Annotated in this window: 19 protein-coding genes and 1 tRNA gene; 12 read left to right on the top strand and 8 right to left on the bottom strand. The window is 71.8% G+C overall.

Annotated features, from left to right (window positions below):
* Positions 1 to 3: 3 nt before the first annotated feature.
* A complete protein-coding gene (murA, locus tag LNW72_RS16375) occupies positions 4 to 1,344 on the bottom strand; it encodes a UDP-N-acetylglucosamine 1-carboxyvinyltransferase (RefSeq protein WP_250976094.1) in 1,341 nt (446 codons plus the stop codon).
* Positions 1,345 to 1,621: 277 nt separating this feature from the next.
* Here murA and LNW72_RS16370 point away from each other — a divergent pair, with 277 nt between their 5' ends.
* The 6 genes from LNW72_RS16370 to LNW72_RS16345 all read left to right on the top strand — a co-directional run bounded on the left by LNW72_RS16370 (position 1,622) and on the right by LNW72_RS16345 (position 9,125).
* The gene (locus LNW72_RS16370) at positions 1,622 to 2,200 is read left to right on the top strand and encodes a YqgE/AlgH family protein (protein WP_250976093.1); all 579 of its coding nucleotides are present in this window, start codon (positions 1,622 to 1,624) and stop codon (positions 2,198 to 2,200) included.
* Between the two features lie 11 nt (positions 2,201 to 2,211).
* Positions 2,212 to 2,496: a DUF3039 domain-containing protein gene (locus tag LNW72_RS16365; protein ID WP_138356570.1), complete on the top strand. Its 285-nt coding sequence runs from the start codon at positions 2,212 to 2,214 to the stop codon at positions 2,494 to 2,496.
* Positions 2,497 to 2,556: 60 nt separating this feature from the next.
* On the top strand, positions 2,557 to 4,188 hold the full coding sequence (locus LNW72_RS16360; RefSeq protein ID WP_250976092.1) for a beta-N-acetylhexosaminidase: 1,632 nt from the start codon (positions 2,557 to 2,559) through the stop codon (positions 4,186 to 4,188).
* A gap of 263 nt (positions 4,189 to 4,451) precedes the next feature.
* On the top strand, positions 4,452 to 5,345 hold the full coding sequence (locus tag LNW72_RS16355; RefSeq protein WP_250976091.1) for a xanthine dehydrogenase family protein subunit M: 894 nt from the start codon (positions 4,452 to 4,454) through the stop codon (positions 5,343 to 5,345).
* Complete coding sequence (locus LNW72_RS16350) at positions 5,342 to 6,709, top strand: 2Fe-2S iron-sulfur cluster-binding protein (RefSeq protein ID WP_250976090.1); 1,368 nt, start codon at positions 5,342 to 5,344, stop codon at positions 6,707 to 6,709. Before LNW72_RS16355 ends, LNW72_RS16350 begins: the two co-directional genes overlap by 4 nt.
* 94 nt (positions 6,710 to 6,803) lie before the next feature.
* On the top strand, positions 6,804 to 9,125 hold the full coding sequence (locus LNW72_RS16345; RefSeq protein WP_250976089.1) for a xanthine dehydrogenase family protein molybdopterin-binding subunit: 2,322 nt from the start codon (positions 6,804 to 6,806) through the stop codon (positions 9,123 to 9,125).
* A gap of 88 nt (positions 9,126 to 9,213) precedes the next feature.
* Here LNW72_RS16345 and LNW72_RS16340 read toward each other — a convergent pair.
* A tRNA-Cys gene (locus LNW72_RS16340) sits at positions 9,214 to 9,285 on the bottom strand.
* Between the two features lie 202 nt (positions 9,286 to 9,487).
* Between LNW72_RS16340 and LNW72_RS16335 the strand changes: the two genes are divergently transcribed.
* Together LNW72_RS16335 and LNW72_RS16330 are read left to right on the top strand one after the other, a co-directional pair.
* Positions 9,488 to 10,921 (top strand): MFS transporter, encoded by a 1,434-nt coding sequence (locus tag LNW72_RS16335; protein ID WP_250976088.1) that lies wholly within the window; start codon positions 9,488 to 9,490, stop codon positions 10,919 to 10,921.
* A 168-nt stretch (positions 10,922 to 11,089) separates the two neighbouring features.
* A complete protein-coding gene (locus LNW72_RS16330; RefSeq protein WP_250976087.1) occupies positions 11,090 to 12,880 on the top strand; it encodes a DEAD/DEAH box helicase in 1,791 nt (596 codons plus the stop codon).
* An 82-nt stretch (positions 12,881 to 12,962) separates the two neighbouring features.
* Here LNW72_RS16330 and LNW72_RS16325 read toward each other — a convergent pair whose 3' ends face one another.
* Positions 12,963 to 13,493 (bottom strand): hypothetical protein, encoded by a 531-nt coding sequence (locus tag LNW72_RS16325; RefSeq protein WP_250976086.1) that lies wholly within the window; start codon positions 13,491 to 13,493, stop codon positions 12,963 to 12,965.
* A gap of 585 nt (positions 13,494 to 14,078) precedes the next feature.
* Between LNW72_RS16325 and LNW72_RS16320 the strand changes: the two genes are divergently transcribed.
* From LNW72_RS16320 to LNW72_RS16305, 4 genes are all read left to right on the top strand, one after another.
* The gene (locus LNW72_RS16320; RefSeq protein WP_250976085.1) at positions 14,079 to 15,575 is read left to right on the top strand and encodes a WxL domain-containing protein; all 1,497 of its coding nucleotides are present in this window, start codon (positions 14,079 to 14,081) and stop codon (positions 15,573 to 15,575) included.
* Positions 15,576 to 15,902: 327 nt separating this feature from the next.
* The gene (locus tag LNW72_RS16315) at positions 15,903 to 17,813 is read left to right on the top strand and encodes a hypothetical protein (RefSeq protein ID WP_250976084.1); all 1,911 of its coding nucleotides are present in this window, start codon (positions 15,903 to 15,905) and stop codon (positions 17,811 to 17,813) included.
* A 312-nt stretch (positions 17,814 to 18,125) separates the two neighbouring features.
* Positions 18,126 to 18,818, top strand: a complete 693-nt coding sequence (locus LNW72_RS16310) for an IclR family transcriptional regulator (RefSeq protein WP_138356580.1) — start codon at positions 18,126 to 18,128, stop codon at positions 18,816 to 18,818.
* Between the two features lie 100 nt (positions 18,819 to 18,918).
* Complete coding sequence (locus LNW72_RS16305; RefSeq protein ID WP_250976083.1) at positions 18,919 to 19,707, top strand: S16 family serine protease; 789 nt, start codon at positions 18,919 to 18,921, stop codon at positions 19,705 to 19,707.
* Between the two features lie 32 nt (positions 19,708 to 19,739).
* Here LNW72_RS16305 and LNW72_RS16300 read toward each other — a convergent pair whose 3' ends face one another.
* From LNW72_RS16300 to LNW72_RS16280, 5 genes are read right to left on the bottom strand one after another with little or no spacing between them, the layout of a single operon-like run.
* Complete coding sequence (locus LNW72_RS16300; protein WP_250976082.1) at positions 19,740 to 20,720, bottom strand: glycine betaine ABC transporter substrate-binding protein; 981 nt, start codon at positions 20,718 to 20,720, stop codon at positions 19,740 to 19,742.
* Positions 20,717 to 21,601 carry an ABC transporter permease gene (locus LNW72_RS16295; RefSeq protein ID WP_250976081.1) on the bottom strand — a complete coding sequence of 295 codons (885 nt, stop codon included), beginning with the start codon at positions 21,599 to 21,601 and terminating at the stop codon, positions 20,717 to 20,719. Before LNW72_RS16295 ends, LNW72_RS16300 begins: the two co-directional genes overlap by 4 nt.
* Entirely contained in the window at positions 21,598 to 22,887 is a 1,290-nt protein-coding gene (locus LNW72_RS16290; RefSeq protein ID WP_250976080.1) for a betaine/proline/choline family ABC transporter ATP-binding protein, read from the bottom strand. Before LNW72_RS16290 ends, LNW72_RS16295 begins: the two co-directional genes overlap by 4 nt.
* Positions 22,880 to 23,527 (bottom strand): ABC transporter permease, encoded by a 648-nt coding sequence (locus LNW72_RS16285; RefSeq protein ID WP_250976079.1) that lies wholly within the window; start codon positions 23,525 to 23,527, stop codon positions 22,880 to 22,882. The genes LNW72_RS16290 and LNW72_RS16285 overlap by 8 nt, the downstream gene beginning before the upstream one ends.
* Before the next feature lie 60 nt (positions 23,528 to 23,587).
* Complete coding sequence (locus tag LNW72_RS16280; RefSeq protein WP_250976078.1) at positions 23,588 to 24,061, bottom strand: Lrp/AsnC family transcriptional regulator; 474 nt, start codon at positions 24,059 to 24,061, stop codon at positions 23,588 to 23,590.
* Positions 24,062 to 24,150 lie beyond the last annotated feature (89 nt).

The following is a 24,150-nucleotide window of genomic DNA, read 5'->3' as shown; positions in this document are numbered from 1 at the left end:
GTGCTAGACGCTCACGGGGTTCGGCAGCTCGACGTTGGCCCCCAGCTCCGCGAGCTTCGCCATGAAGTTCTCGTAGCCGCGGTTGATGAGGTCGATGCCGTGCACCCGGGAGGTGCCCTGGGCCGCCAGGGCGGCGATCAGGTACGAGAAGCCGCCCCGGAGGTCGGGGATGACCAGATCGGCGCCCTGCAGCTTCGTGGGGCCGGAGACGACCGCCGAGTGCAGGAAGTTGCGCTGGCCGAACCGGCACGCGGAGCCGCCCAGGCACTCGCGGTACAGCTGGATGTGCGCACCCATCTGGTTGAGCGCCGAGGTGAAGCCCAGCCGGGACTCGTAGACCGTCTCGTGGACGATCGACAGGCCGGACGCCTGCGTCAGCGCCACCACGAGCGGCTGCTGCCAGTCGGTCTGGAAGCCGGGGTGGACGTCCGTCTCCAGCGCGATGGCGTTGAGCGGGCCGCCCGGGTGCCAGAAGCGGATGCCCTCGTCGTCGATCTCGAAGGCGCCGCCGACCCGGCGGAAGGTGTTCAGGAACGTCATCATCGACCGCTGGTGGGCCCCGCGGACGTAGATGTTGCCCTCGGTGGCCAGCGCCGCGCTCGCCCAGGAGGCCGCCTCCAGGCGGTCCGGGAGCGCGCGGTGGTTGTAGCCGCCGAGCTTGTCGACGCCGGTGATCCGGATCGTCCGGTCGGTGTCCATCGAGATGATCGCGCCCATTTTCTGCAGGACGCAGATCAGGTCCTCGATCTCCGGCTCGACCGCCGCGTTCGACAGCTCGGTGACGCCCTCGGCCAGCACGGCCGTCAGCAGCACCTGCTCGGTCGAGCCGACCGACGGGTACGGCAGCGTGATCTTGCAGCCGCGCAGCCGCTGCGGGGCTTCCAGGTACTGGCCGCCGGGCCGCTTCTCGATGGTCGCGCCGAACTGCCGCAGCACGTCGAAGTGGAAGTCGATCGGCCGGCCGCCGATGTCGCAGCCGCCCAGGCCCGGGATGAAGGCGTGCCCGAGGCGGTGCAGCAGCGGGCCGCAGAACAGGATCGGAATCCGGGAGGATCCGGCGTGCGCGTCGATGTCGGCGACGTTGGCGCTCTCGACGTGCGAGGGGTCGAGCACCAGCTCGCCCGGTTCCTCACCGGCCTGGACCGTCACGCCGTGCAGTTGGAGCAGCCCGCGCACGACGCGGACATCGCGGATGTCGGGCACGTTGCGCAGTCGGCTCGGCTCGCTGCCGAGGAGGGCGGCGACCATGGCCTTCGGCACGAGGTTCTTCGCGCCGCGGACACGGATCTCGCCCCGGAGCGGGGTTCCGCCATGGACAAGCAGTACGTCGGAAGCGTCGGTCATGGATCTCGCGTTCCTGGAGACAGTCATAAAAATGGGCGGGGTCCCCGCAGGCACCAAGAAGAAATGGTAATGCGCCTACAGGGGACTCCTGTAAGCCCAGGAGGCGCCAGCTGTGTCATGACTTCGCTACAGCCGCTCCGGCCCACCTGGTTACCAGCCGGTACAGGGCGCCCCGGGCCGGCGGGGCCCACCGCTCGACTGCCCGCACGCTGCGCGATTACGCCGGGGCCGGTCGTTGGCCCCCCGCGAAGGCCCGGGATGCGGGATCATGTTGACCATGACGGAGGTCACTTCGCTCACCGGCAGGCTGCTCGTGGCGACGCCGGCTCTGGCGGACCCGAATTTCGACCGTGCGGTGGTACTCCTTCTCGACCACGACGAGGCGGGGTCGCTCGGCGTTGTGCTGAACCGCCCGACCCCGATCGGGGTGGGCGATGTGCTCCAGCCGTGGGCGGTGCTCGCCGGGTCGCCTCCGGTGGTGTTCCAGGGCGGCCCCGTCTCGCTGGACTCCGCGCTGGGGCTGGCCGTGGTCCCCGGTGAGTCCTGGGACGACGGGGACGACGCGCCGCTGGGCTGGCGGCGGGTGCACGGCGCGATCGGCCTGGTCGACCTGGAGGCCCCGCCGGAACTGCTCGCGGCGGAGCTGGGATCCCTGCGGATCTTCGCCGGCTACTCCGGGTGGGGGCCGGGGCAGCTGGAGGCGGAACTGGTCGACGGCGCCTGGTACGTCGTGGAGTCGGAACCGGGTGATGTGTCCTCGCCGGACCCGGAACGGCTGTGGCGCTCCGTGCTCAGACGGCAACGGAACGAATTGGCGATGGTGGCCACGTACCCGGACGACCCGTCGCTCAATTAGGCTTGACGGTTATGAGCACTCTTGAGCCCGAACGCGGGGCCGGTACTGGCACCCTCGTCGAGCCGACCCCGCAGGTGTCGCACGGCGATGGCGACCACGAGCGCTTCGCACACTATGTCCAGAAGGACAAGATCATGGAGAGTGCGCTCTCCGGATCTCCGGTGGTCGCGCTGTGCGGGAAGGTCTGGGTGCCGGGACGGGACCCGAAGAAGTACCCGGTCTGCCCGATGTGCAAAGAGATCTTCGAGACGATGCCCCTCGGTGGCGGCGACAAGGACAAGAGCGGCAAGAACTGACCACAGGTCTCCGCCTGATTGGTCTATGCCAATTCGGTGCCGGCGGGGCAGGATGTCGTCATGGACCTGATCCCCGCCCCGCGCCTGGTGACCGACTACACCGCGGACGACTGCTTCGTCCTCGGACCCGACACGGTGCTGGCCGCCGGGCCGGGCACGGAGCGGGCGGAGAGATGGCTGCGCTCCGAACTCGGAGCGGCCACCGGTCACCGGCTCGCGCCGGGCGATGGCACCGAGACCGACGGCATCAGGATCACGGTCCACGAGATGGTCACCAGGGACCTCGGAGCCGAGGGCTATCGCCTGATGATCTCGCCGACCGGCGTCCATCTCTTCGGCGGCGGCCCTGCGGGCGTCTTCTGGGGCGCGCAGACGCTGCGTCAGCTGCTGGGCCCCGACGCCTTCCGGCGCGCACCACTCGCGGCGGCCCGCGAGTGGCGGATCCCGTTCTGCCACATCCAGGACTCCCCGCGCTTCGGCTGGCGCGGCTTCATGCTCGACGTGGCCCGGCACTTCATGCCCAAGGACGCGGTGCTGCGCCATCTCGACCTGATGGCCGCGCACAAGCTCAACGTGCTGCACCTGCACCTCACCGACGACCAGGGCTGGCGCGTGGAGATCAAGCGCTACCCGCTGCTCACCGAGGTCGGGGCCTGGCGCGAACGCACCAAGGTGGGGCTGCGGGAGTCCCCGCTGTGGGACGAGCGGCCGCACGGCGGCTACTACACCCAGGACGACATCCGCGAGATCGTCGCCTACGCGGCGCAGCGGCACATCACCGTGGTGCCGGAGATCGACATCCCCGGCCACTCGCAGGCCGCCATCGCCGCCTATCCCGAACTCGGCAACACCGACGTCGTCGACACCGGCGCGCTCTCCGTGCTGACCAGTTGGGGCGTCAACCCCAATGTGCTGGCCCCCGCCGACACCACCCTGCGCTTCTACGAGGGCGTCTTCACCGAGCTGCTCGACCTGTTCCCGTCCGAGTTCTTCCACATCGGCGGCGACGAGTGCCCCAAGGAGCAGTGGCGCGCCTCCGCCGCCGCCCAGGCGCGGATCAAGGAACTGGGGCTGGCCGGTGAGGACGAGCTGCAGAGCTGGATCATCCGGCACTTCGACGGCTGGCTCGCCGAGCGCGGCCGCCGGCTGATCGGCTGGGACGAGATCCTGGAAGGCGGGCTGGCGCCGGGCGCCGCCGTCTCCTCCTGGCGGGGCTACGAGGGCGGGATCGCCGCCGCTAAGGCCGGACACGACGTCGTGATGTGCCCGGAGTCGCATGTCTATCTGGACTGGCGGCAGTCGGACCGGGCCGACGAGCCGGTGCCGATCGCGCGGGTGCGCACCCTGGAGGACGTCTACCGGTTCGAGCCGGTGCCCGCGGAACTCACCGAGGAGCAGGCCGCGCACGTCATCGGGACCCAGGCCAACGCCTGGACCGAGGTGATGGACTCACCGCGGGTCGTGGACTACATGGTGTTCCCGCGGCTGGCGGCGGTCGCCGAGGTGGCCTGGTCGGAGCTGCCCGCGCCCGCCGAGCGGGACTGGCCGGACTTCGAGCGCCGAATGGAAGGCCACTACGCACGACTTGACGCGCTCGGTGTGGAGTACCGCCCGCCGGGCGGTCCGCTGCCGTGGCAGCGGCGCCCCGGTGTACTCGGACGCCCGATCGACGGACCACCCCCGATCGTGTGAGCAATCCCGCAACATGTGTCCCCCGCAAGGGCGGGCCTGGCACGGTGGATTGGCGTATCTTCGCAACACCCTCGAAGAGCGCCAATCCCGACACTGGGGTGATACCCGACAGAACGGGGCATTCACTCCCGTGAAGGGCAGGCCCGCACTTCGCGGACCCTCGCGTTGACCATCGCGGAACATGTGCCAGAGTTGCCACGTCCGGGCTGTCAGCACGTACGGTACGGCTACCGCACGGCGGAGAGCCGGGAAGGGGCAGCTGCGTGAGCACGAATGCACAGCAGACGGCACGCAACGTCACGTTGCCGTCCTCGCTCGACGAGGCGGTGGCGGCGCTCGCCGCCGCGCCCAGCGCCGTGCCCGTGGCCGGCGGCACCGACCTGATGGCGGCCGTCAACTCCGGGCTGCTGCGCCCGGCCGGGCTCGTCGGTCTCGGCCGGATCAGCGAGATCCGCGGCTGGCAGTACGCCGACGGCCACGCCTTGCTCGGCGCCGGCCTCACCCACGCCCGGATGGGCCGCCCCGACTTCGCCGCGCTCATCCCGGCGCTCGCCGCCGCCGCCCGCGCGGCCGGACCACCGCAGATCCGCAACGCGGGCACCCTCGGCGGCAACATCGCCACGGCCGCGCCCACCGGCGACGCACTCCCGGTGCTGACCGCGCTGGAGGCGAGCGTCATCCTGGCCGGCCCCGGGGGCAACCGGGAACTGCCGGTCAGCCATCTGCTGACCGGGATGGACCCGCTGCGCCCCGGCGAACTTCTCGCTTTCGTGCGCGTGCCGCTGCTGCACGCGCCGCAGACCTTCCTCAAGGCCACCGGCCGCACCGGCCCCGGCCGGGCGCTGGCCTCGGTCGCCGTCGTCCTGGACCCCGCCCGGCGCGGTGTGCGCTGCGCGGTGGGCGCGGTGGCGCCCGTACCGCTGCGGCCGCTGGAGGCCGAGCGGTGGGTCGCGGGACTGATCGACTGGGACGGCGGACGGCTGCTCGCCCCCGAGGCGTGCACGGCCTTCGGCGAGTACGTCGCCGGAGCGTGCATCCCGGACCCCGTGCCGGGACCGGACGGGGCCGAGGCCGTCGAGCTGCCGCCCGCCGCCGTACAACTGCGCCGCACCGTGGCGGCGCTGGCCCGCCGAGCGCTCGGGAGGGCACTGGCATGACCGACCAGCCGCAGCCGCAGCCGGGCACCCCGCTCACCCCGGGCACCTGGCAGCCCGTGCCGGGCGGCGGGGACTACGACCCCGACCAGACCATGCACGTCTCCTTCGCCGCGATGCTGCCGCCGGTGGCCGACGCGGGCGACGCGGCGACCCAGTGGTCGATCCCGCTCGTCGCGGCCGACCCGGTGGAGGAGTCCGGCGAGTACCCCCTGGGCGCCGTCACGGACGGCTTCACCGCGCCGTGGGCCGGCCGGCACCCCGACGAGACGCACTCCCGGCCCGACGTACCCGCCCCCCGGCCGTTCAGCGCCGGGCAGTTCGGCCAGGGCGCGGCGGCGACCGCGGCGCGGCCGCCGGCCGGAACCGGGCACGACCTCGGCCCGCAGGCCGTCGGCGAGCGCGGCGGCGAGCCGGCCGGACCGTACCCGCCGGCCGGCCACGGGTCCGGCGAGGACGCGCGGCCGCCGGCCGCCCAGGACCCGGCGGCCCGGCACCCCTACTTCGCCGAACACCCGCCGTCCGCCACCGCCGGCGCGACGCCGCCCACCGACGGGACCGGGCACTGGAGCCTGCCGTTCGTCGCGGAGGACGCGGCGGACGAGTCCGGCGAGTACCCCGTGGGCGCCGTGGGGGCGATCCCCGGAGCCGAGTCCGTCGTGGTGACCGAGGACGGCCCGGAGGCGGCGGAGAGCCCCTCCGACGGGCCCGTCGAGCACGCGGAGCGGACGGAGCAGCCGGAGCAGGCCGAAGCGGCGGCGGACGACGAGGAGCCGGCGCCCGGAGAGGCGCACAGCGAACACCCGCTCGCCTCCTACGTGCTGCGCGTCAACGGCGCCGACCGGCCCGTGACCGACGCCTGGCTCGGCGAGTCCCTGCTGTACGTCCTGCGGGAGCGGCTCGGCCTGGCCGGTGCGAAGGACGGCTGCGAGCAGGGCGAGTGCGGAGCCTGCTCCGTACAGGTCGACGGCCGGCTCGTCGCCTCGTGCCTGGTGCCGGCCGCGACCGCCGCCGGGAGCGAGGTCCGCACCGTCGAGGGGCTGTCCGGCGACGGGCAGCCGTCCGACGTGCAGCGCGCGCTCGCCGAGTGCGGCGCCGTGCAGTGCGGCTTCTGCGTTCCCGGCCTCGCGATGACCGTCCACGACCTGCTGGAGGGCAACCACAAGCCCACCGAGCTGGAGACCCGCCAGGCCATCTGCGGCAACCTCTGCCGGTGCACCGGCTACCGGGGCGTGCTGGACGCCGTCCAGGACGTCGTGGCGTCCCGCGAGGCCAGCGCCGCGGAACACTCCGAGCACACTGCCGACGGGGCGCGGATCCCGCACCAGGGCGGGCCGCACGGCAGCCACCCGGGAGGCACCGCGTGACCCGCCGTACGATCCCGGGCCGACGGCCGGAGCCGCGGCACACGCGCCCGGCCGGCACGGGCGAACCCACCGGCAGCAGCGAGAGGGCAGCGGCATGACTGGATCCGACGCGGCCACGGCGGTGCCCGCCCAGGCCACCCAGACGCCCGCGGCGCCCGAACCGGTGCTGCACGGGCTGGGCGTCTCCGTGCGGCCCGTGGACACCCTCGCGAAGGCGCAGGGGACGTTCCCGTACGCGGCCGACCTGTGGGCCGAAGGACTGCTGTGGGCCTCGGTGCTGCGCTCCCCGTACCCGCACGCGCGCATCGTCCGCATCGACACGTCGGCAGCCACCTCGATGCCCGGCGTCCGGGCCGTCGTCACGCACGAGGACGTGCCGGGTGACGCCATGCACGGCCGCCGCGTCGCGGACCGGCCGGTCTTCGCCAAGGACATCGTCCGGCACCACGGCGAGCCGATCGCCGCCGTCGCCGCCGACCACCCCGACACCGCGCGGCTGGCCGCCGCGGCGATCCTCGTCGAGTACGAGGTGCTGGAGCCGGTCACCGACCCGGAGAAGGCGTTCGCCGCCGAGCCGCTGCACCCCGACGGCAACCTGATCCGCCACATCCCGCTGCGCTTCGGCGACCCCGACGTCATCGGCGAGGTCATCGTCGAGGGCCTGTACCGGATCGGCCGGCAGGACCCGGCGCCCATCGGCGCCGAGGCCGGGCTCGCCGTACCGCGCCCGGACGGCGGCGTCGAGCTGTACGTGGCCTCCACCGACCCGCACACCGACCGGGACCTGGCCGCCGCCTGCTTCGGCCTGGAGGCCGACCGGGTCAAGGTCGTCGTCACCGGCGTGCCCGGCGCGATGGGCGACCGCGAGGACTCCGGCATCCAGCTGCCGCTCGGGCTGCTCGCGCTGAAGACCGGCTGCCCGGTGAAGTTCGTGGCCACCCGCGAGGAGTCCTTCCTCGGGCACTCCCACCGCCACCCCACCCTGCTGCGCTACCGGCACCACGCCGACGCCGAGGGCCGGCTGGTCAAGGTCGAGGCGCAGGTGCTGCTCGACGCGGGCGCGTACGCCGACCACTCCTCGGAGGCGCTGGCCGCCGCCGTGGCGTTCGCCGCCGGCCCCTACGTCGTGCCGCACGTCTTCGTCGAGGGCTGGGCCGTCCGCACCAACAACCCGCCGTCGGGACACGTCCGCGGCGAGGGCGCGCTCCAGGTCTGCGCCGGGTACGAGGGCCAGATGGACAAGCTCGCGGCGAAGCTGGGCCTGGACCCGGCCGAGCTGCGGATGCGCAACGTCATGGCCACCGGCGACCTGCTGCCCACCGGCCAGACCGTCACCTGCCCGGCGCCCGTCGGCGAGCTCCTCAAGGCGGTCCGCGACGCGGACCTGCCGCCGCTGCCCGTCGACGAGGAGGAGTCGCAGTGGCTGCTCCCCGGCGGCCCCGAGGGCGCCGGGGAGCCCGGCGCGGTCCGGCGCGGGGTCGGCTACGCGCTCGGCATGGTGCACATGCTCGGCGCGGAGGGCACCGACGAGGTCTCCACCGCCACCGTACGGATCCACGACGGCCGGGCCACCGTCATCTGCGCCGCCGTCGAGACCGGCCAGGGCTTCACGACCCTCGCCCGGCAGATCGTCCAGGACGTGCTCGGCGTCGAGGACGTCGGCGTGCTGGCCGCCGACACCGACCAGCCGCCGTCCGGGGCGGCCGCCCGCGGCCGGCACACGTGGGTGTCGGGCGGCGCGGTCGAGCGGGCCGCGAAGATGGTGCGCACGCAGCTGCTGCAGCCGCTGGCCGCCAAGTTCGGGATGTCCGTCGAGCTGCTCACCATCGCCGACGGCAAGATCACCTCGTACGACGGGGTGCTCAGCACGACCGTCGGGGAGGCCCTCGAGGGCAAGGAGCTGTGGGCCACCGCGCAGTGCCGCCCGCACCCCACCGACCGGCTGGACGACGACGGCCAGGGCGACGCGTTCGTCGGCCTGGCCTTCTGCGCGGTCCGCGCCGTCGTGGACGTGGACATCGAACTGGGCTCGGTACGGGTCGTGGAGATGGCCGTCGCGCAGGACGTCGGCCGGGTGCTGAACCCGCGCCAGGTCGCCGCCCGGATCGAGGCCGGCGTGACCCAGGGCGTCGGTCTCGCGCTCATGGAGGACCTGCGGGCCCCCCGCGGCATCATCAAGCGGCCGAACCTCACCGGCTACTCCCTGCCGACCGCGCTCGACGCCCCGGACGTGCGCATCGTCAAACTCGTCGAGGAGCGCGACGTGCTGGCGCCCTTCGGCGCGAAGGCGGTCAGCGCGGTCCCGGTGGTGGTCTCACCGGCCGCCGTCGCCGCCGCCGTGCGCGCCGCGACCGGCCGCCCCGTCAGCCGGCTGCCGATCCGCCCGCAGGCGGCGGTCGTCAAGCCGCAGTCCTGACCGGACGGCACCTGGGAACGGACAACGCAGCAGACAGCGGAAAGGCCCGGCAGCGATGCGCTGCCGGGCCTTTCCGTCTTCCTCACGGAGGCCGTAGCGGGAATCGAACCCACGTGCCTCGCTTTGCAGGCGAGTCCCTAAACCACTCGGGCATACGGCCGTGTTGGTGACATCACCGAGGATAGGGCGCCGCCCCCGGGGTCGGTCAACGGTCGCGGCGGGCCCGCAACAGGACTGCCATACGCCGTTCATGAACGGAGCCGGGGGCCCGGGAGCGGCGGCACGGCCTAGGACCAGCGGAGGAGGGGCAACCCGTCCGCAGGAAGGGGGTGAAATGTGCCTGAGCCCCTTACTCTTGCTCGGTGACCACCGTAGAAGCGCAGAGCAGCGAGCCGGCCGCCCCGCCGGAGCGGACCGGGAGTCCGGAGACCCCGCACACCCCGGAGACCCCGGACACCGACGGGGTCCTCGGGCGGCGCTATCGTGCGCTCACCCTCGGCATCGTCTCCGTGGTGCTGCTGATCGCCTTCGAGGCGAGCGCCGTGAACACCGCGATGCCGGTCGCGGGCCGCGCCCTCGACGGGCTGTCGCTCTACGCGTTCGCGTTCTCCGGGTACTTCACGGCCAGCCTGCTGTCGATGGTGGTCTCCGGCGAGTGGTGCGACCGCAAGGGCCCGCTCGCCCCGCTCTTCACCGGCATCGCCGCCTTCGCGGCCGGATTGCTGATCTCCGGCTCCGCGCAGAACATGTGGACGTTCATCGCCGGCCGCGCGGTCCAGGGCCTCGGCGGCGGACTGGTGATCGTCGCGCTGTACGTCATCGTCGGCCGCGCCTACCCCGAGCGGCTGCGGCCCTCGGTCATGGCCTCGTTCTCCGCCGCCTGGGTGCTCCCGGTGATCATCGGCCCGGTGGTCGCCGGAGCCGTCACCGAACACCTGGGCTGGCGCTGGGTCTTCCTGGCCATCCCGGTGCTGGTGCTGCTGCCGCTGGCCGTGATGCTGCCCGCGCTGCGCAAGCTGACGCCGGGGGACCGGACCCCGGCCCTGAACCGGCGCCGCATCCTCCTGGCGCTGGCCGTCGCGACGGGTGCGGGCCTGCTGCAGTACGCGGGCCAGGACCTGTCGCCGCTCATGCTCGTACCCGCCGCCGTGGGCGCCGCGCTCCTGGTGCCCGGCGTCCTGCGGCTGCTGCCGCGCGGGACGTTCCGGGCCGCCCGCGGACTGCCCGCCGTGATCCTGCTGCGCGGGGTCGCCGCCGGATCGTTCATCGGCGCGGAGAGCTTCATCCCGCTGATGCTCGTCACCGAGCGCGGCTATTCGGCCACCCTGGCCGGGCTCTCGCTCACCGGCGGCGGCCTGACCTGGGCGCTGGGATCGTATGTGCAGAGCCGTCCGCGGCTGCAGCCGCACCGCGAGCGGCTGATCAGGATCGGCATGCTCCTGATGGCCGCGGCCGTCGCGGGACCGGCCCTCGCGCTCGACCTGTCCGTGCCCGCCTGGATCGTCACCGTCTCCTGGATCGTCGGCGGCTTCGGCATGGGCCTGGTCATCTCCAACGGCAGCGTCCTGCTCCTCAAGCTCTCCCGCCCCGACGAGGCCGGCAGCAACTCCGCCTCGCTGCAGGTCTCCGACGCCCTCGGCAACATCGTCCTCGTCGGCGCCTCAGGAGTCCTGTTCACCGCCCTGGGCGGTGGCTCCGGCCACCCCGGAGCCTTCGTGGCCGTCTTCCTCTCCATGGCGGTCGTCGCCCTCCTGGGCGTCCTGGTGGCGGGCCGGCTGACGCCCCGGGAGACGTGATCCGCGCCGCCCGCCGACTGTGAGCTGGGTCGCACAGTCGGCGTACCCGACCGCGTTCTGCCGGGGAGGCCGGGGGGCCGCCGGTAGGCTGTGACGGTTTTCCTACCTAAGCCGCTCACGGACGGCGCCGACCGGCCGTTCCGTCCCGCCGACCCGCATCCGGAGACCGTGACTACTACCGCCGCCAGTGCCTCCCACCACCTTTCACCGGCCTTCCCGGGCCGTGCCCCCTGGGGCACCGCCGGGAAGCTGCGCGCCTGGCAGCAGGGGGCGCTCGACGAGTACATGCGGCTGCAGCCGCGCGACTTCCTGGCCGTGGCGACGCCCGGTGCCGGGAAGACCACGTTCGCGCTGACGCTCGCCTCGTATCTGCTGCACAACCACCTGGTGCAGCAGATCACGGTGGTCGCGCCGACCGAGCACCTCAAGAAGCAGTGGGCGGAGGCGGCGGCGCGGATAGGGATCAGGCTGGATCCGGACTACAGCGCGGGCCCGGTCAGCAAGGAGTACCACGGCGTCGCGGTGACCTACGCGGGCGTCGGGGTGCGGCCGATGCTGCACCGCAACCGCTGCGAGCAGCGCAAGACCCTGGTGATCCTGGACGAGATCCACCACGCCGGTGACTCCAAGTCCTGGGGCGAGGCGTGCTCCGAGGCGTTCGACCCGGCGACCCGGCGGCTCGCGCTGACCGGTACGCCGTTCCGCTCGGACACCAACCCGATCCCGTTCGTGGCGTACGAGGAGGGCAACGACGGGATCCGCCGCAGCTCCGCCGACTACACCTACGGCTACGGGAACGCGCTCGCGGACGGCGTCGTCCGGCCGGTGATATTCCTCTCCTACAGCGGCAACATGCGCTGGCGCACCAAGGCGGGCGACGAGATCGCCGCCCGGCTCGGCGAGCCGATGACCAGGGACGCGATCGGCCAGGCCTGGCGCACCGCGCTGGCGCCGACCGGCGAGTGGATCCCCGCCGTGCTGAAGGCGGCCGACCAGCGGCTCACCGAGGTGCGCAGGAGCATCCCGGACGCGGGCGGGCTGGTGATCGCGACCGACCAGGAGTCCGCGCGCGCCTACGCGAAGATCCTCAAGGACATCAGCGGCCACAAGGTGACCGTCGTGCTCTCCGACGAGAAGGCCGCGTCCAAGCGCATCGACGCATTCACGCACTCCGAGGACCGCTGGATGGTCGCGGTGCGCATGGTGTCCGAGGGCGTGGACGTGCCGCGGCTGGCGGTGGGCGTCTACGCGACGACGATCTCGACCCCGCTGTTCTTCGCGCAGGCGGTGGGCCGTTTCGTCCGGTCCCGCAGGCGCGGCGAGACCGCGTCCGTCTTCGTGCCGACCATCCCGATGCTGCTCGACTTCGCCAACGAGATGGAGGTCGAGCGGGACCACGTCCTGGACAAGCCGAAGAAGGCCGGCGACGAGGAGAACCCCTTCGCCGAGGAGGACCAGCTGCTGGCCGACGCCGAGAAGCTGGAGGACGAGGAGACCGAGGAGCAGCTGCCCTTCGAGGCGCTGGAGTCCGACGCCGTCTTCGACCGGGTGCTGTACGACGGCGCCGAGTTCGGCATGCAGGCGCACCCGGGGAGCGAGGAGGAGCAGGACTACCTCGGCATCCCGGGACTGCTGGAGCCCGACCAGGTGCAGATGCTGCTGCAGAAGCGGCAGACCCGGCAGATCGCGCACAGCCGGCAGAAGCCCGCGGACCAGGCCGACCTCATCGAGCTGCCGGCCGAGCGGCGTCCCATCGTCACGCACAAGCAGCTGCTAGAGCTGCGCAAGTCGCTGAACACGCTGGTGTCGGCGTACACCCACCAGAGCGGCAAGCCGCACGGCGTCATCCACAACGAGCTGCGCCGGGTGTGCGGCGGGCCGCCGAGCGCCGAGGCGACGGCCGGGCAGCTGAACGAGCGGATCAAGAAGGTCCGGGAGTGGGCCACGAAGATGCGCTGACCGCCGCCCGGTAGCGGCGGGGCACAGGGCCGGGTCCCCGGAAGGCGCCTTCCGGGGACCCGTTGCGTTCACCCGGCCGCTGTCACCAGGTGAAGGCCGACGACTGGACCGCCGTCGCCGTGCAGTAGACCGTCGCCACGGTGGGCGACGAGGTCACGATCTTCAGTGACCAGTTGGTGGCGCTCGGAGTCCCGGTCAGCACCAGGGAGTTGGTGGTGTTGCCGGTCGCGATGGTGCCGGAACTCAGCGACAGCGGGCCCAGGGTGATCGGGTTGCCGCCGGACATCGCCGGGTTGAGCTTCGCGGAGAACTGCACCTCGCTGGTGACGCCGCCGGCGGTCTTGTTGACCTTCAGCGTCGTCGTGATGCTGTTCGGGTTGGCGCTGGAGCCGACCGGCATCGTGATCGCGGTGGAGGTGAGCTTGATCTTCTTGACGCCGCCGGTGTCGGTGGCCGTCAGGGTGCCCAGTCCGCTGCCCCACGTACCGCAGTCGTAGGTGGCGGTCGCGGTGGCCGGGGCCACGGCGAACGACGAGGTGGACAGGGCGAGGGTCGCCGTGACCGCCCCGACCGTGCCGAGAACGGCCAGGCCGACAAGTCTGGAACGTGCCATGTGGTTGGTGCTCCTTCCGGTGGATGGAGCGCCGGGCGCATGCCGAATTCAAGGTTTCCCAACCAAAGAAGTATCGCCAGGGCATTACGTCCGTCGCTGTTCCGCCGCCCCTTCGACGGGGGCGTGCGGTGCCGGGCCCGGCATACTGAGTCGTAGTGAAACCATGATCTCCAGAACAGTCAACACATATGCGGGACAATTTTTCCATGGCGTAAAGCGGAGGCTTCTGCCGTGTTTCCCGGTGATCGGTTCGAGTACTTCTCGACCCGATCCTGAGATTCCCGAAGATCCCTTCCTTTGCTTCTCTTGACTTCTTTGGTCCTGGACCTCTCAATGTCCTGAATCATTCGACCGAGCCATCGCACTCCTACCCCTCCGGCTCCTCCCGGCGTCCTGCCGTGCCGCACCCGGTGAGGCCGGGGCGGTGGCCACCGTCACGAGGAGTCAGGTGTCCCGACAACGAAGATGCGTACCGCGCCGGTTGGCCGCGGGCGCGGCCGGCCTCGTCCTGGTGCTGACCGGCGGGGAGCGGCCCAGGCCCTGATCGTCTCGCCCTCGGGAACGGTCAGCCCGGTCGTGCACTGTGTGCTGCCGCTCGGTCAGGGCGAGGCCACCGGGCCGCAGGACATGACCGTCGAACTCAGCCCGTCCACCGTGCTCCCCGGCGGCAAGGTGCACGCCAAGGTCACGCTCGGTCCCGGCCCCGCCCTCAGCCCGATCTCCATCACCCAGGTGCCGACCACGCCCAACCTCGACCTGACCCTGTCCGGCGGCGCCACCGGCACCGTCACCGTCACCGGCCCCGAGGTGCCGGTGGACGTCGAGGCCGGAAAGCCCACGGTCATCCCGCCGTTCGAGGGCGACTTCTTCGTCCCGCAGAACGCCTCGGGCCCGGTCGACTTCACCCCGCTGCGCAATCTGACCAGGACCAAGGTGCTCGGCGGGACCTACGAGACCCCCTGCGACGTGGTCAGCGGCAGCGGGAGCATCGGCACGGTCGACGTGCAGGGCTCCGGCGGCACGCCGGCTGTTCTGGTCGCGCCCACCGGGGCGGTCCGGCCCAACACCCCGGTCCCGCTGACCGGTTCGGACTGGACGCCGGGCGGCACGGCCGTCCCCTCGCTGTGCTCCGCCGCCGGCACCGGCTGCGACCCGGCGAAGTTCTCCGCCAGCGCGCTGACCATCGACGCCGCCGGCGCCTTGGCCGGGACGGCGACCCTGGCCCCGGCCACCGACGTCCCGGACGGCGACTACCTGGTCAAGGTCAACGACGGGACGAAGGAGGCCACCGCGCCGCTGACGGTCAAGGCCGTGGCGGCGGGCGAGCGGGAGTTCACGCTGTCGAGCAGCAGCGGACCGGTCGGCAGCGTCATCACCATCACCGGCAGGAACTACCGGCCGGACCAGTGGATCAACATCGTCGGTCTCAACGCCGACGGCGCGACCCTGGACGACACCGCCGTCTACCCGCAGAGCACTCCGGACGGCACGTTCTCCACCGAGTTCACGGTCAGCGACCCCACGCTGGTCGCCGTCCAGGCGGACGAGGGCGGCGACCCGGCGACCGTCAGGACGCAGCCGTTCACCGTCACCACCGGCGGCGGGGGCGACGGCACCACCGGCAGCCAGACGCTGCGGACCTCGGTGGTGCCGGGCCTGCTGTCGATGACCCAGGCGGGCGACACCGTCCAGTTCGGGTCGGTGCAGGTCGACGGTGACGCGCACACGTTGAACAGCGCGCTGAACAAGGTCACGGTGCACGACGCCCGCGGCGTCAACACGGGCTGGTCGCTGACCGGCACCATGACCGCCTTCACCAGCGGCTCCGGGGCCACCATCCCGGCCGACGCGGTCGGCTGGGTGCCGGTGTGCACGGCGCAGCCGGGCAGTGTCGGTACTCCGGTGGCGGGCTCTCCCGCGCAGCTGGGCAGCGCGGCCGCGACGCTGTGCGGCCTCGCGCCCGACGGGTCCCGCCAGTTCACCGGCGGGAACTTCGACGCCGGCGCCGGTCTCACGCTCCAGGTCCCGGGGATGGCCCGGCCGGGCGACTACAGCGCCACGCTCACGCTGACGCTGTTGTGAACCGGTGAACCGGTGAACCGGTGAACGTATGAACCTGTGCACCGAACTCTGAATTGATCGTTCCGCTGGGCTTCCGGCCGGTACCCGCAGCTTCGGGTACCGGCCGGAAGCGCATTCAGGAAAAAGATCTGACGCATCATCAGGTACTTTTCGAACGCCTATTGACTTATGAGGGCCGCGCCTTCTCAATGTGCCGTGAATTAACGGAATGACATCCCCGATCTTGTTTCGAAGAATGGGAGTCACGTGTTCTTGCGACCAGGACCATTGGCACATCGACTGATGTCAGGCTCCGCGGCCCTCGCCCTCGCTCTGACCGGAGCCGGCTTGGCTCTCGCACCCGCCGCCCACGCCGGGACGATCACTCCCACGGTGCACTGTTCGCTGCCGGCCGGCCAGGGTGAGGCGACCGGCCCGCAGACCATGACCGTCGACCTCACCCCGTCCGTCGTCGACCCCGGCGGCAGCGTGCACGCCAAGGTCACGCTCGGCGGGAGCCCGGCGACCAGCGGCATCGCGTTGAGCAACGTGCCGACCACCCCCAGCATCGACCTCGCCATGTCCGGCGGCGCCACGGGTACCGTCACCGTCCGCGGCCCCGAGATCACCATGGACATCCCCGCCAACACGCCCATCCTGATCCCGCCCTACGAGGGCGACTTCCTCATCCCGGTCAACGCCGCCGGACCGATCACGTTCAGCGTGGTCCGCACCCTGACCCAGACCAAGGTGCTCGGCGGTACCTACCAGACCCCCTGCGACGTCACCGCGAACGGCGGCAGCGTCGGCACGGTGACCGCCCAGGGCACCGCCGGCGTCCCGGCCACCCTCCACGCGCCCGCCACGCCCGTCCGCCCCAGCACCCCGGTGGCGCTCACCGGTGACCTGTGGACACCCGGCGGCACCCCCGTCGCGTCGCTGTGCGACAGCACGGGCGGCGGCTGCGACCCGGCGAAGTTCGCCTCCAGCACCCTGGCGATCGGCGGCAACAAACAGCTGACGGGCTCCGCGACGCTCTCCGACGCCAACTCGGTGCCGGACGGCGATTACCTGGTCAAGGTCAACGACGGGACCAAGGAGGCCACCGCGCCGCTGACGGTCAAGGCCTTCGTGCCCACCGGCCCACGGGCGTTCACGCTCTCGCAGAGCCAGGGCCCGGTCGGCAGCGTCATCACCGTCTCCGGCACCAACTACCGGCAGGACCAGTGGATCAACACCGTCGGCCTCGACGCCGGCGGACAGACCCTGGACGACACCGCCGTGTACGTGCAGACCACCGCCGACGGCACCTTCTCGGTGGACTTCACCGTCAGCGACCCGGCGCTGGCCGCCGTACGGACCGACGAGGCCGGAGACCCCGCCACCACGCTCACCCGGCCGTTCACCGTCGTGGCGGCCGCCGCCACGCTCGGCACCGGCACCGGCAAGGTCAAGCCCGGCGGGACCGTCGCCGTCTCCGGCACCGGCTGGCCGGCCGGCGCCGCCGCGACCGCCTCGCTGTGCGCCGCCGACGGCACCGGCTGCGCCGCGAGCCGCATCTCCGCGAAGTCCCTGACGATCGCGGCCGACGGAACCCTGCACGGGACGGTCACCGTCGCGTCCTCGGTCGCCCCGGCCGCCTATCTGCTCAGGGTCGAGGCGGGCGGGGTCTCGCAGACCGGCGCGCTGACGGTGGCGAAGTACTTCATCGTCCTCAGCCCCTCCAGCGGCCCCAAGGGCACCCAGGTGACCGTCGTCGGCCAGGGCTTCGCCCCGGTCTGCACGGTGGTGATCTCCGGGCTGAAGGCGAACGGGTCGCAGACCTCCGACATCCCCAAGACCAAGGTCGTCGGCCTCGACGGCGCGTTCTCCCAGACCTTCACGGTCAAGGACGCCGGCACGGTCGCCCTCCAGGTCAAGGAGGTGCTGGTCAATCCGCGGGTCGCGCTGGCCGCCTTCACCGTCGACAACAGCATCCCGCCGCCCTCCGCGGGCTTCGCGCTCTCCCCGGACTCGGGCCCGCTCGGCACTGTGGTCCAGGTCACAGGCCGGGGCTTCGCGCCGGTCGCCACGGTGTCGGTGACCGGACGCCGGGCCGACGGGTCGCAGACGTCCGACGGATCCGTGCTCCGCGTGATCGGCCTGGACGGCAGCTACGCGCTCAACTTCACCGTGCACGACCCGACGACCGTCGCCCTCAAGGCCTGTGAGGTGCTCGTCGACGGCAGAACCGTGCAGCGCACCTTCACCGTGACCTGACGGGCGGGGCGCGGAGGAACGGCAGAACCGAAGGCGGCGCGGCCCCGGAACCGGGACCGCGCCGCCTTCGTCATAGGCCCGTGAGCTTAAAGAGCGGGTCAGGAGTTTTCCTCGGTGTGACCGGATTGTGGACGACCCCTTCCGCTCAGCGGTACTCGGTCGCTACCGTGCCCGTCACGCACGCGCCGTGGCAGAGCAGCCGCGGAGCGCAGCCGGTACCACCGCGACCGGCGGCCTCTCCGCGCGCTGCCGCGGGACCGGCAGTGCGTCCCGCCGTGAGATGAGCCGCCACTCATATGAGGAGGGGGCGTCGTGACCGCGGAGACATCTCAGACGCTCGACAGAGGACTGCGGGTCCTCAAGCTATTGGCCGACACCGATCACGGGCTCACCGTCACCGAGCTCGCCACCAAGCTGGGGGTCAACCGCACCGTCGTCTACCGTCTGCTGGCCACCCTGGAGCAGCACGCACTGGTACGGCGTGACCTCGGCGGGCGGGCCCGCGTCGGGCTCGGCGTGCTGGGGCTGGCGCACCAGGTGCATCCGCTGCTGCGGGAGGCGGCACTGCCGGCCCTGAGGTCACTCGCCGAGGACATCGGTGCCACCGCGCACCTGACCCTCGTCGACGGCAGCGAGGCGCTGGCCGTGGCGGTGGTCGAACCGACCTGGACCGACTACCACGTCGCCTACCGCACCGGTTTCCGGCACCCGCTGGACCGGGGCGCGGCGGGCCGGGCCATCCTGGCCGGCCGCGGCGTCCTGCCGCACGCACCCGGGCAGGAACAGAACGGCGCGGAGCCGGGGGAGGGGCGCACCGAGCCGGTCCGCTACGTCCTCACCCACGGCGAACTGGAGGCCGGCGCCAGCGGCGCCGCCGCCCCGCTCATCGGGGTGACCGGAATAGAGGGCAGCGTGGGCGTGGTGATGCTCGCCGAGGCGGTGCCCGAGCGGGTCGGCCCCAGGGTGGTGGAAGCGGCCACGGAGGTCGCCGACGCGCTGCGCTAGGGAACTCGACGACACGACCCGGGCCCCGGCCCGCCGCGTGGCGGACGGGGCGCCCGGCCGGGGTGCCCCGCCCGTCACGGCGGTGGACTACATTCTCTGCATGCCCGCAGTCTCCCGCCGTGCCCGAGTCCTTGCCCTTTGCGCGACGCTGGTGGCAGCGCTGCTGGCCGTCGCGGCGCTCGCCCCGCTCCCGGTGTCGATCGTGGTGCCGGGGATGACGGCGGACGTTCTCGGCGCGGACAAGGGCCAGCAGGTGATCACCGTCACCGGCACCCCGACCCGGACCACCAGCGGGCAGCTGCGGATGACCACGATCGCCGCGACCCAGCCCGACGCGTCGGTCCACCTCCCCGACGTGCTCAGCGCCTGGTTCGCGACCGACCAGGCGGCGATGCCGCGCGGCGCGGTCTACCCCGGCGGCGGCTCGGTCCAGGAGATCGAGCAGCACAACGCGCAGGAGATGACCGACTCGCAGGACGCGGCGACCGGGGCGGCGCTCCAGCACCTCGGGCTGTCCCCCGCGAAGGTCAAGGTCGTGCTGCACCTCGCGGACGTGGGCGGACCGAGCGCCGGGCTGATGTTCAGCCTCGGCATCATCGACAAGATCGACGGGAACGGCCGCGGCGGTGACCTCACCGGTGGCCGCACCGTCGCCGGTACCGGCACCATCACCGCCGACGGCAAGGTCGGCGCGGTCGGCGGCGTACCGCTGAAGGAACGGGCCGCCAAGCGTGACGGCGCCACCGTCTTCCTGGTCCCCAAGGGCGAGTGCTCCGACGCCAGCGCCGAGCTGCCGGCCGGGCTCCGGCTGGTCCCGGTCACCGACCTGGAGGGCGCCCTGGCGGCCCTGGCCGCGATCAACACCGGCGGCAAGGTCCCCAGCTGCTGACCTCCACCTGAACCGTGGGCGGGGGCGGCGGTTCAGCCCTCCTTGATGAAGCCCTCCTGGATCAGCCAGTCCTTGGCGACGTCGTGCGGGTCCTGGCCGTCCACGTCCACCAGCGCGTTCAGCTGCTGGGCGATCTGGGTCGTCAGCCGCTTGCTGATGGGATCCAGCAGCCCGGCGATGGCCGGGTACTTGTGGAAGGCCTTGCTGTTGAGCTCGGGCGCCGCGTTGTAGTTCGGGAAGAAGTGCTTGTTGTCCGCCATCGTGTCCAGGTTCATGGCCTTGATCCGCCCGTCGGTGGTGAAGGCCTCACCGAGCAGGCAGGTGCCCTTGGCCACCTGGGTGTAGACGATGCCGGCGTCCATCTTCCGGATGTTGGAGGCGGGGATGTGCATCCCGTACGCCTTCTCCATGCCGAGCAGCCCGTCGTCGCGCGAGGCGAACTCGTTCTCCACGCACACCGTCACCGCCGACGGGTCGGAGTTCGAGAGGGCGGCCACGTCGGAGAGCGTCTTGAGGTGGTACTTGGCGTTGTTCGCCTGGTTGATGGCGAGCGTGTACGTGTTGTCGAGGGAGGACGGCGGCAGCCAGGTGACGCCGTTCTTCACGTCCTCGTCGCGCACCGCCCGCCACTGCGCCAGCGGGTCGGTGATCGGTTTGTCGTGGCCGAGATAGGTGATCCAGGCGGTGCCGGTGTACTCGTACATCGCGTCCGCCTCACCGGACTTGATGGCCTCGCGGGCACCGATCGACCCCTGGATGTTGGTGCGGTCCAGCACGTCCGCGCCCGCCGCCTTGAAGGCCAGGCCGATCATCGAGCCGAGGATGATCTGCTCGCTGAAGTTCTTCGAGGTGACGATGAGCGAGGCGCCCTTGAGCGGCAGGCCCTGGCCGATGGAACCCGGGACCACGTCGTCCACCAGGGGGCTGCCGCTCTTGAGGCCGCAGCCGCTGAGCGTGGCCACCGCGACGAGCAGCCCGCAGCCCGCCGTCGCCAGGGTGCGTCCGTACTTCATACCCCCACCTCCAGGCCGCGCGGCCGCATCAGCTGTTCGGCGACCGAGGCGATCCAGTCCACGGCCAGCGCCAGCAGCACCGTCAGGATGGAGCCGAGCACCAGCACCGGCATCCGCTGGGTCTGGATGCCGGTGGTGATCAGATCGCCGAGCCCGCCGCCACCGCCGAAGGTGGCCAGCGTGGACGTGCCGACGTTGAGGACCAGCGCGGTGCGCACCCCGGCCAGGATCAGCGGTACGGCGAGCGGCAGTTCCACCTTGGCCAGGACGCCGACCGCCGACATCCCGATGCCGCGCGCCGACTCGACGAGCGTCGGGTCGATGCTCCGCAGCCCGGCCATGGTGTTGGACAGCACCGGCAGCACGGCGTAGGCCACCATGCCGATGATCGCGGTGCGCGGACCGATGCCCAGCCAGATGACGAGCAGCGCCAGCAGGCCGATCGCCGGGGTCGCCTGGCCGATGTTGGCCAGCGCGGTGACGAACGGGGTGGCCTTGCGCAACTGCCGGCGGGTCAGCGCGATGCCGACCGGGATGGCGATGATCAGCACCCAGAACGTGGAGTACGCGGTGAGCTTGACGCTCTGCCAGAACCGCAGCTGGACGGTGTCGCCGGCCAGCGCGTTGTGGGCGATCGAGTCGAGGTCGGCGTTGCTGATCCACAGATAGGTGGCGCCCAGCGCGGCGGCGAGCACCAGCGGGGTGACCACCAGCTTGGGCCAGCGCAGCCGGCGCTCGGGTGCCTGGTTCGCGTGCTGCCCGGTACGCGTCCCGACGACGTTGGTCACCCCGTCGTCCTCGGCCGCCTCCGGGTCGTCACGGAAGGCCAGGCCGCGCACCTCGTGCTCGCCCGGCGGGCGTTCCGGGCGGCGCGCGCTCACGTGTCCGCCCTCGTCGGTCCCTCCGGGGCGGGAGCGGCCTCCGCGCCCTCCTGCTCCAGCCGCGTCTGCTGCCTGCGCAGCTCCTCCAGTTCGTGCTGGTGCTCGATGGCGGTGAGCCGGTCGGCCTCCAGCATCTCGTGGACGGAGTTCATCAGCGTCTCCATGTCCACGACGCCGATGAACTCGCCGCGCCGGCCGGTCACCGCGACCCGGCCGCCGCTGTCGGTGAGCACCGCCTCCAGCGCGTCGCGCAGCGTCGCGTCCCGGGTCACCGTGTCGTGCACGAGGGTGCCGGCCCGCGCCAGGGAGCCCTTGGCGCGCATCAGGTCGCCGCGCCGCAGCCACTTGTACGGGCGGCCGCGCTGGTCCAGCAGCAGCAGTTCGTTGGTGGTGGCGTCGCGCAGCCGGTCGAAGATGGCCTGCAGCGGGTCGTCGACCGTCACGGTGGGGAACTCGGCGATCCCGACGTCCCGCACCCGGGTGAGGTTCAGCCGCTTGAGGGCCGCGCCCGCGCCGACGAAGCCGGAGACGAAGTCGTCCGTCGGGTTGGTGAGGATCGCCTCGGGGGTGTCGAACTGGGCGATGTGCGAGCGTTCGCGCAGCACCGCGATCCGGTCGCCGAGCTTGATGGCCTCGTCGAAGTCATGGGTGACGAAGACGATCGTCTTGTGCAGCTCGTGCTGCAGCCGGATCAGTTCGTCCTGCAGATGGTCGCGGGTGATCGGGTCGACGGCGCCGAACGGCTCGTCCATCAGCAGCACCGGCGGATCGGCCGCCAGGGCGCGCGCGACCCCGACCCGCTGCTGCTGCCCGCCGGACAGCTGGCGCGGGTAGCGGCCGTGGAACTCGCGCGGGTCCAGGCCCACCAGGTCGAGCATCTCCTCGACGCGGTCCTTCACCCGGGACTTCGACCAGCCCACCATCTTGGGGACCAGCGCCACGTTCTCGGCGACCGTCATGTGCGGGAAGAGCCCGGAGGACTGGATCGCGTAGCCGATCTTGCGGCGCAGTTTGACCGGGTCCATGTCGGTGACGTCCTCGTCGCCGATCCGGATCCGCCCCGAGGTCGGCTCGATCAGCCGGTTGATCATCTTCAGGGTGGTCGACTTGCCGCAGCCGGACGGGCCGACGAACACCACGGTCTCGCCCGCCTTGATCTCCATGCTGACGCTGTCGACCGCCGGTTCCGCGCTGCCGGGATAGCGCTTGGTCAGGTTCTCCAGCTGGATGGTGGCACCCGCCACCGAGGCGCCGGACGCCGGTGACCGATCGGACGGTTCAGACACGGATCCCCCTCGGGATGGTCAGACGGCCCACGACGACGTACGCGGCGTCGAAGAGCAGCGCCAGGATGACGATGCCGAGCGTGCCGGCGAGCACCTGGTTGAGCGCGTTGGCACTGCCCAGCGACGCGATACCGCGGAAGATCTCGTTGCCCAGCCCGGGGCCGGAGGCGTACGCGGCGATGGCCGCGATGCCCATCAGCATCTGTGTGGAGACCCGGATGCCGGTCAGGATCGGCGGCCAGGCGAGCGGCAGCTCCACCTTGGCCAGCCGGGCGAAGCGCGACATCCCGATGCCCTTGGCCGCGTCCACCAGCGTGGGGTCGACGCCGCGCAGCCCGACGATGGCGTTGCGCACGATCGGCAGCAGCCCGTACAGCGTCAGCGCGGTGACGGTTGGCGGGACGCCGAGGCCCAGCACCGGGATCAGCAGACCGATCAGCGCCAGCGACGGGATGGTGAGAACGGTCGAGGTCGCGGTGACGGCCAGATTGCCCGCCCACTCGCTGCGGTACGTCAGGACGCCGAGCACGACGCCGATGACGGTGGCCAGCACCATGCACTGGAAGACGGCGCTGGCGTGCTGGAAGGCGTCGGTCAGCAACTGCTGGTGCCGGTTGCCGAGGTAGCTCCAGAAACTCACCGTCCGGCTCCCTCCTGCTCGTGCCGCGGGGCGCCGTCCGTCACCGCACGGGCGGTCCCGTCACGGGCGGTCCTCCGCTGCCTGTTCGACCAGCGGGATGATCCGGAGTGGCACCGGATTTTCCATGACGATCGCCGTGGAGGCCCGCATGATGCCATCAAAGCCCACAACCCGGTCGATCACCCGTTGAAGATCCGCGTTGGAACGGGCCACCAGCCGGCAGAGCATGTCGCCGTGACCGGTCGTGGTGTGCAGCTCCAGCACCTCGGGCACGCCCGCCAAGTGGGCGCGGACGTCCACGCCTTGGCCCTGCTTGATCTCCAGCGTCGCGAAAGCCGTCACCGGATAGCCGAGCGCGGCCGGATCCACCTGGGGCCCGAACCCCCGGATCACCCCATTGGCCCGCAGCCGGTCCAGCCGGGCCTGCGCCGTCCCGCGGGCCACACCCAGCCGCCTGGACGCCTCCAGCATCCCGATCCTCGGCTCATCGGCGAGCAGCTTGATCAGCTGCCCGTCCAGCACATCGATCCCCACGACTACCGCCTCAGATGGTCAGACTGCACAGATTGACCCGTCGTTCCCGGGATTCACTGTGCTTATTGTCCAGTGAAATCGGCAACTAT

Source organism: Streptomyces sp. RKAG293 (genome assembly GCF_023701745.1).
Lineage (GTDB): Bacteria > Actinomycetota > Actinomycetes > Streptomycetales > Streptomycetaceae > Actinacidiphila.
The sequence above is the reverse complement of the archived record's forward strand: the minus strand, read 5'-3'. Positions and strand labels throughout refer to the sequence as shown.

What these genes read in the sequence shown, in the direction of transcription:
- murA (WP_250976094.1), bottom strand. Translation starts at nt 1,344, where the DNA reads ATGACCGACGCTTCCGACGTACTGCTTGTCCATGGCGGAACCCCGCTC.
- LNW72_RS16370 (WP_250976093.1), top strand. Translation starts at nt 1,622, where the DNA reads ATGACGGAGGTCACTTCGCTCACCGGCAGGCTGCTCGTGGCGACGCCG.
- LNW72_RS16365 (WP_138356570.1), top strand. Translation starts at nt 2,212, where the DNA reads ATGAGCACTCTTGAGCCCGAACGCGGGGCCGGTACTGGCACCCTCGTC.
- LNW72_RS16360 (WP_250976092.1), top strand. Translation starts at nt 2,557, where the DNA reads ATGGACCTGATCCCCGCCCCGCGCCTGGTGACCGACTACACCGCGGAC.
- LNW72_RS16350 (WP_250976090.1), top strand. Translation starts at nt 5,342, where the DNA reads ATGACCGACCAGCCGCAGCCGCAGCCGGGCACCCCGCTCACCCCGGGC.
- LNW72_RS16345 (WP_250976089.1), top strand. Translation starts at nt 6,804, where the DNA reads ATGACTGGATCCGACGCGGCCACGGCGGTGCCCGCCCAGGCCACCCAG.
- LNW72_RS16325 (WP_250976086.1), bottom strand. Translation starts at nt 13,493, where the DNA reads ATGGCACGTTCCAGACTTGTCGGCCTGGCCGTTCTCGGCACGGTCGGG.
- LNW72_RS16305 (WP_250976083.1), top strand. Translation starts at nt 18,919, where the DNA reads ATGCCCGCAGTCTCCCGCCGTGCCCGAGTCCTTGCCCTTTGCGCGACG.
- LNW72_RS16300 (WP_250976082.1), bottom strand. Translation starts at nt 20,720, where the DNA reads ATGAAGTACGGACGCACCCTGGCGACGGCGGGCTGCGGGCTGCTCGTC.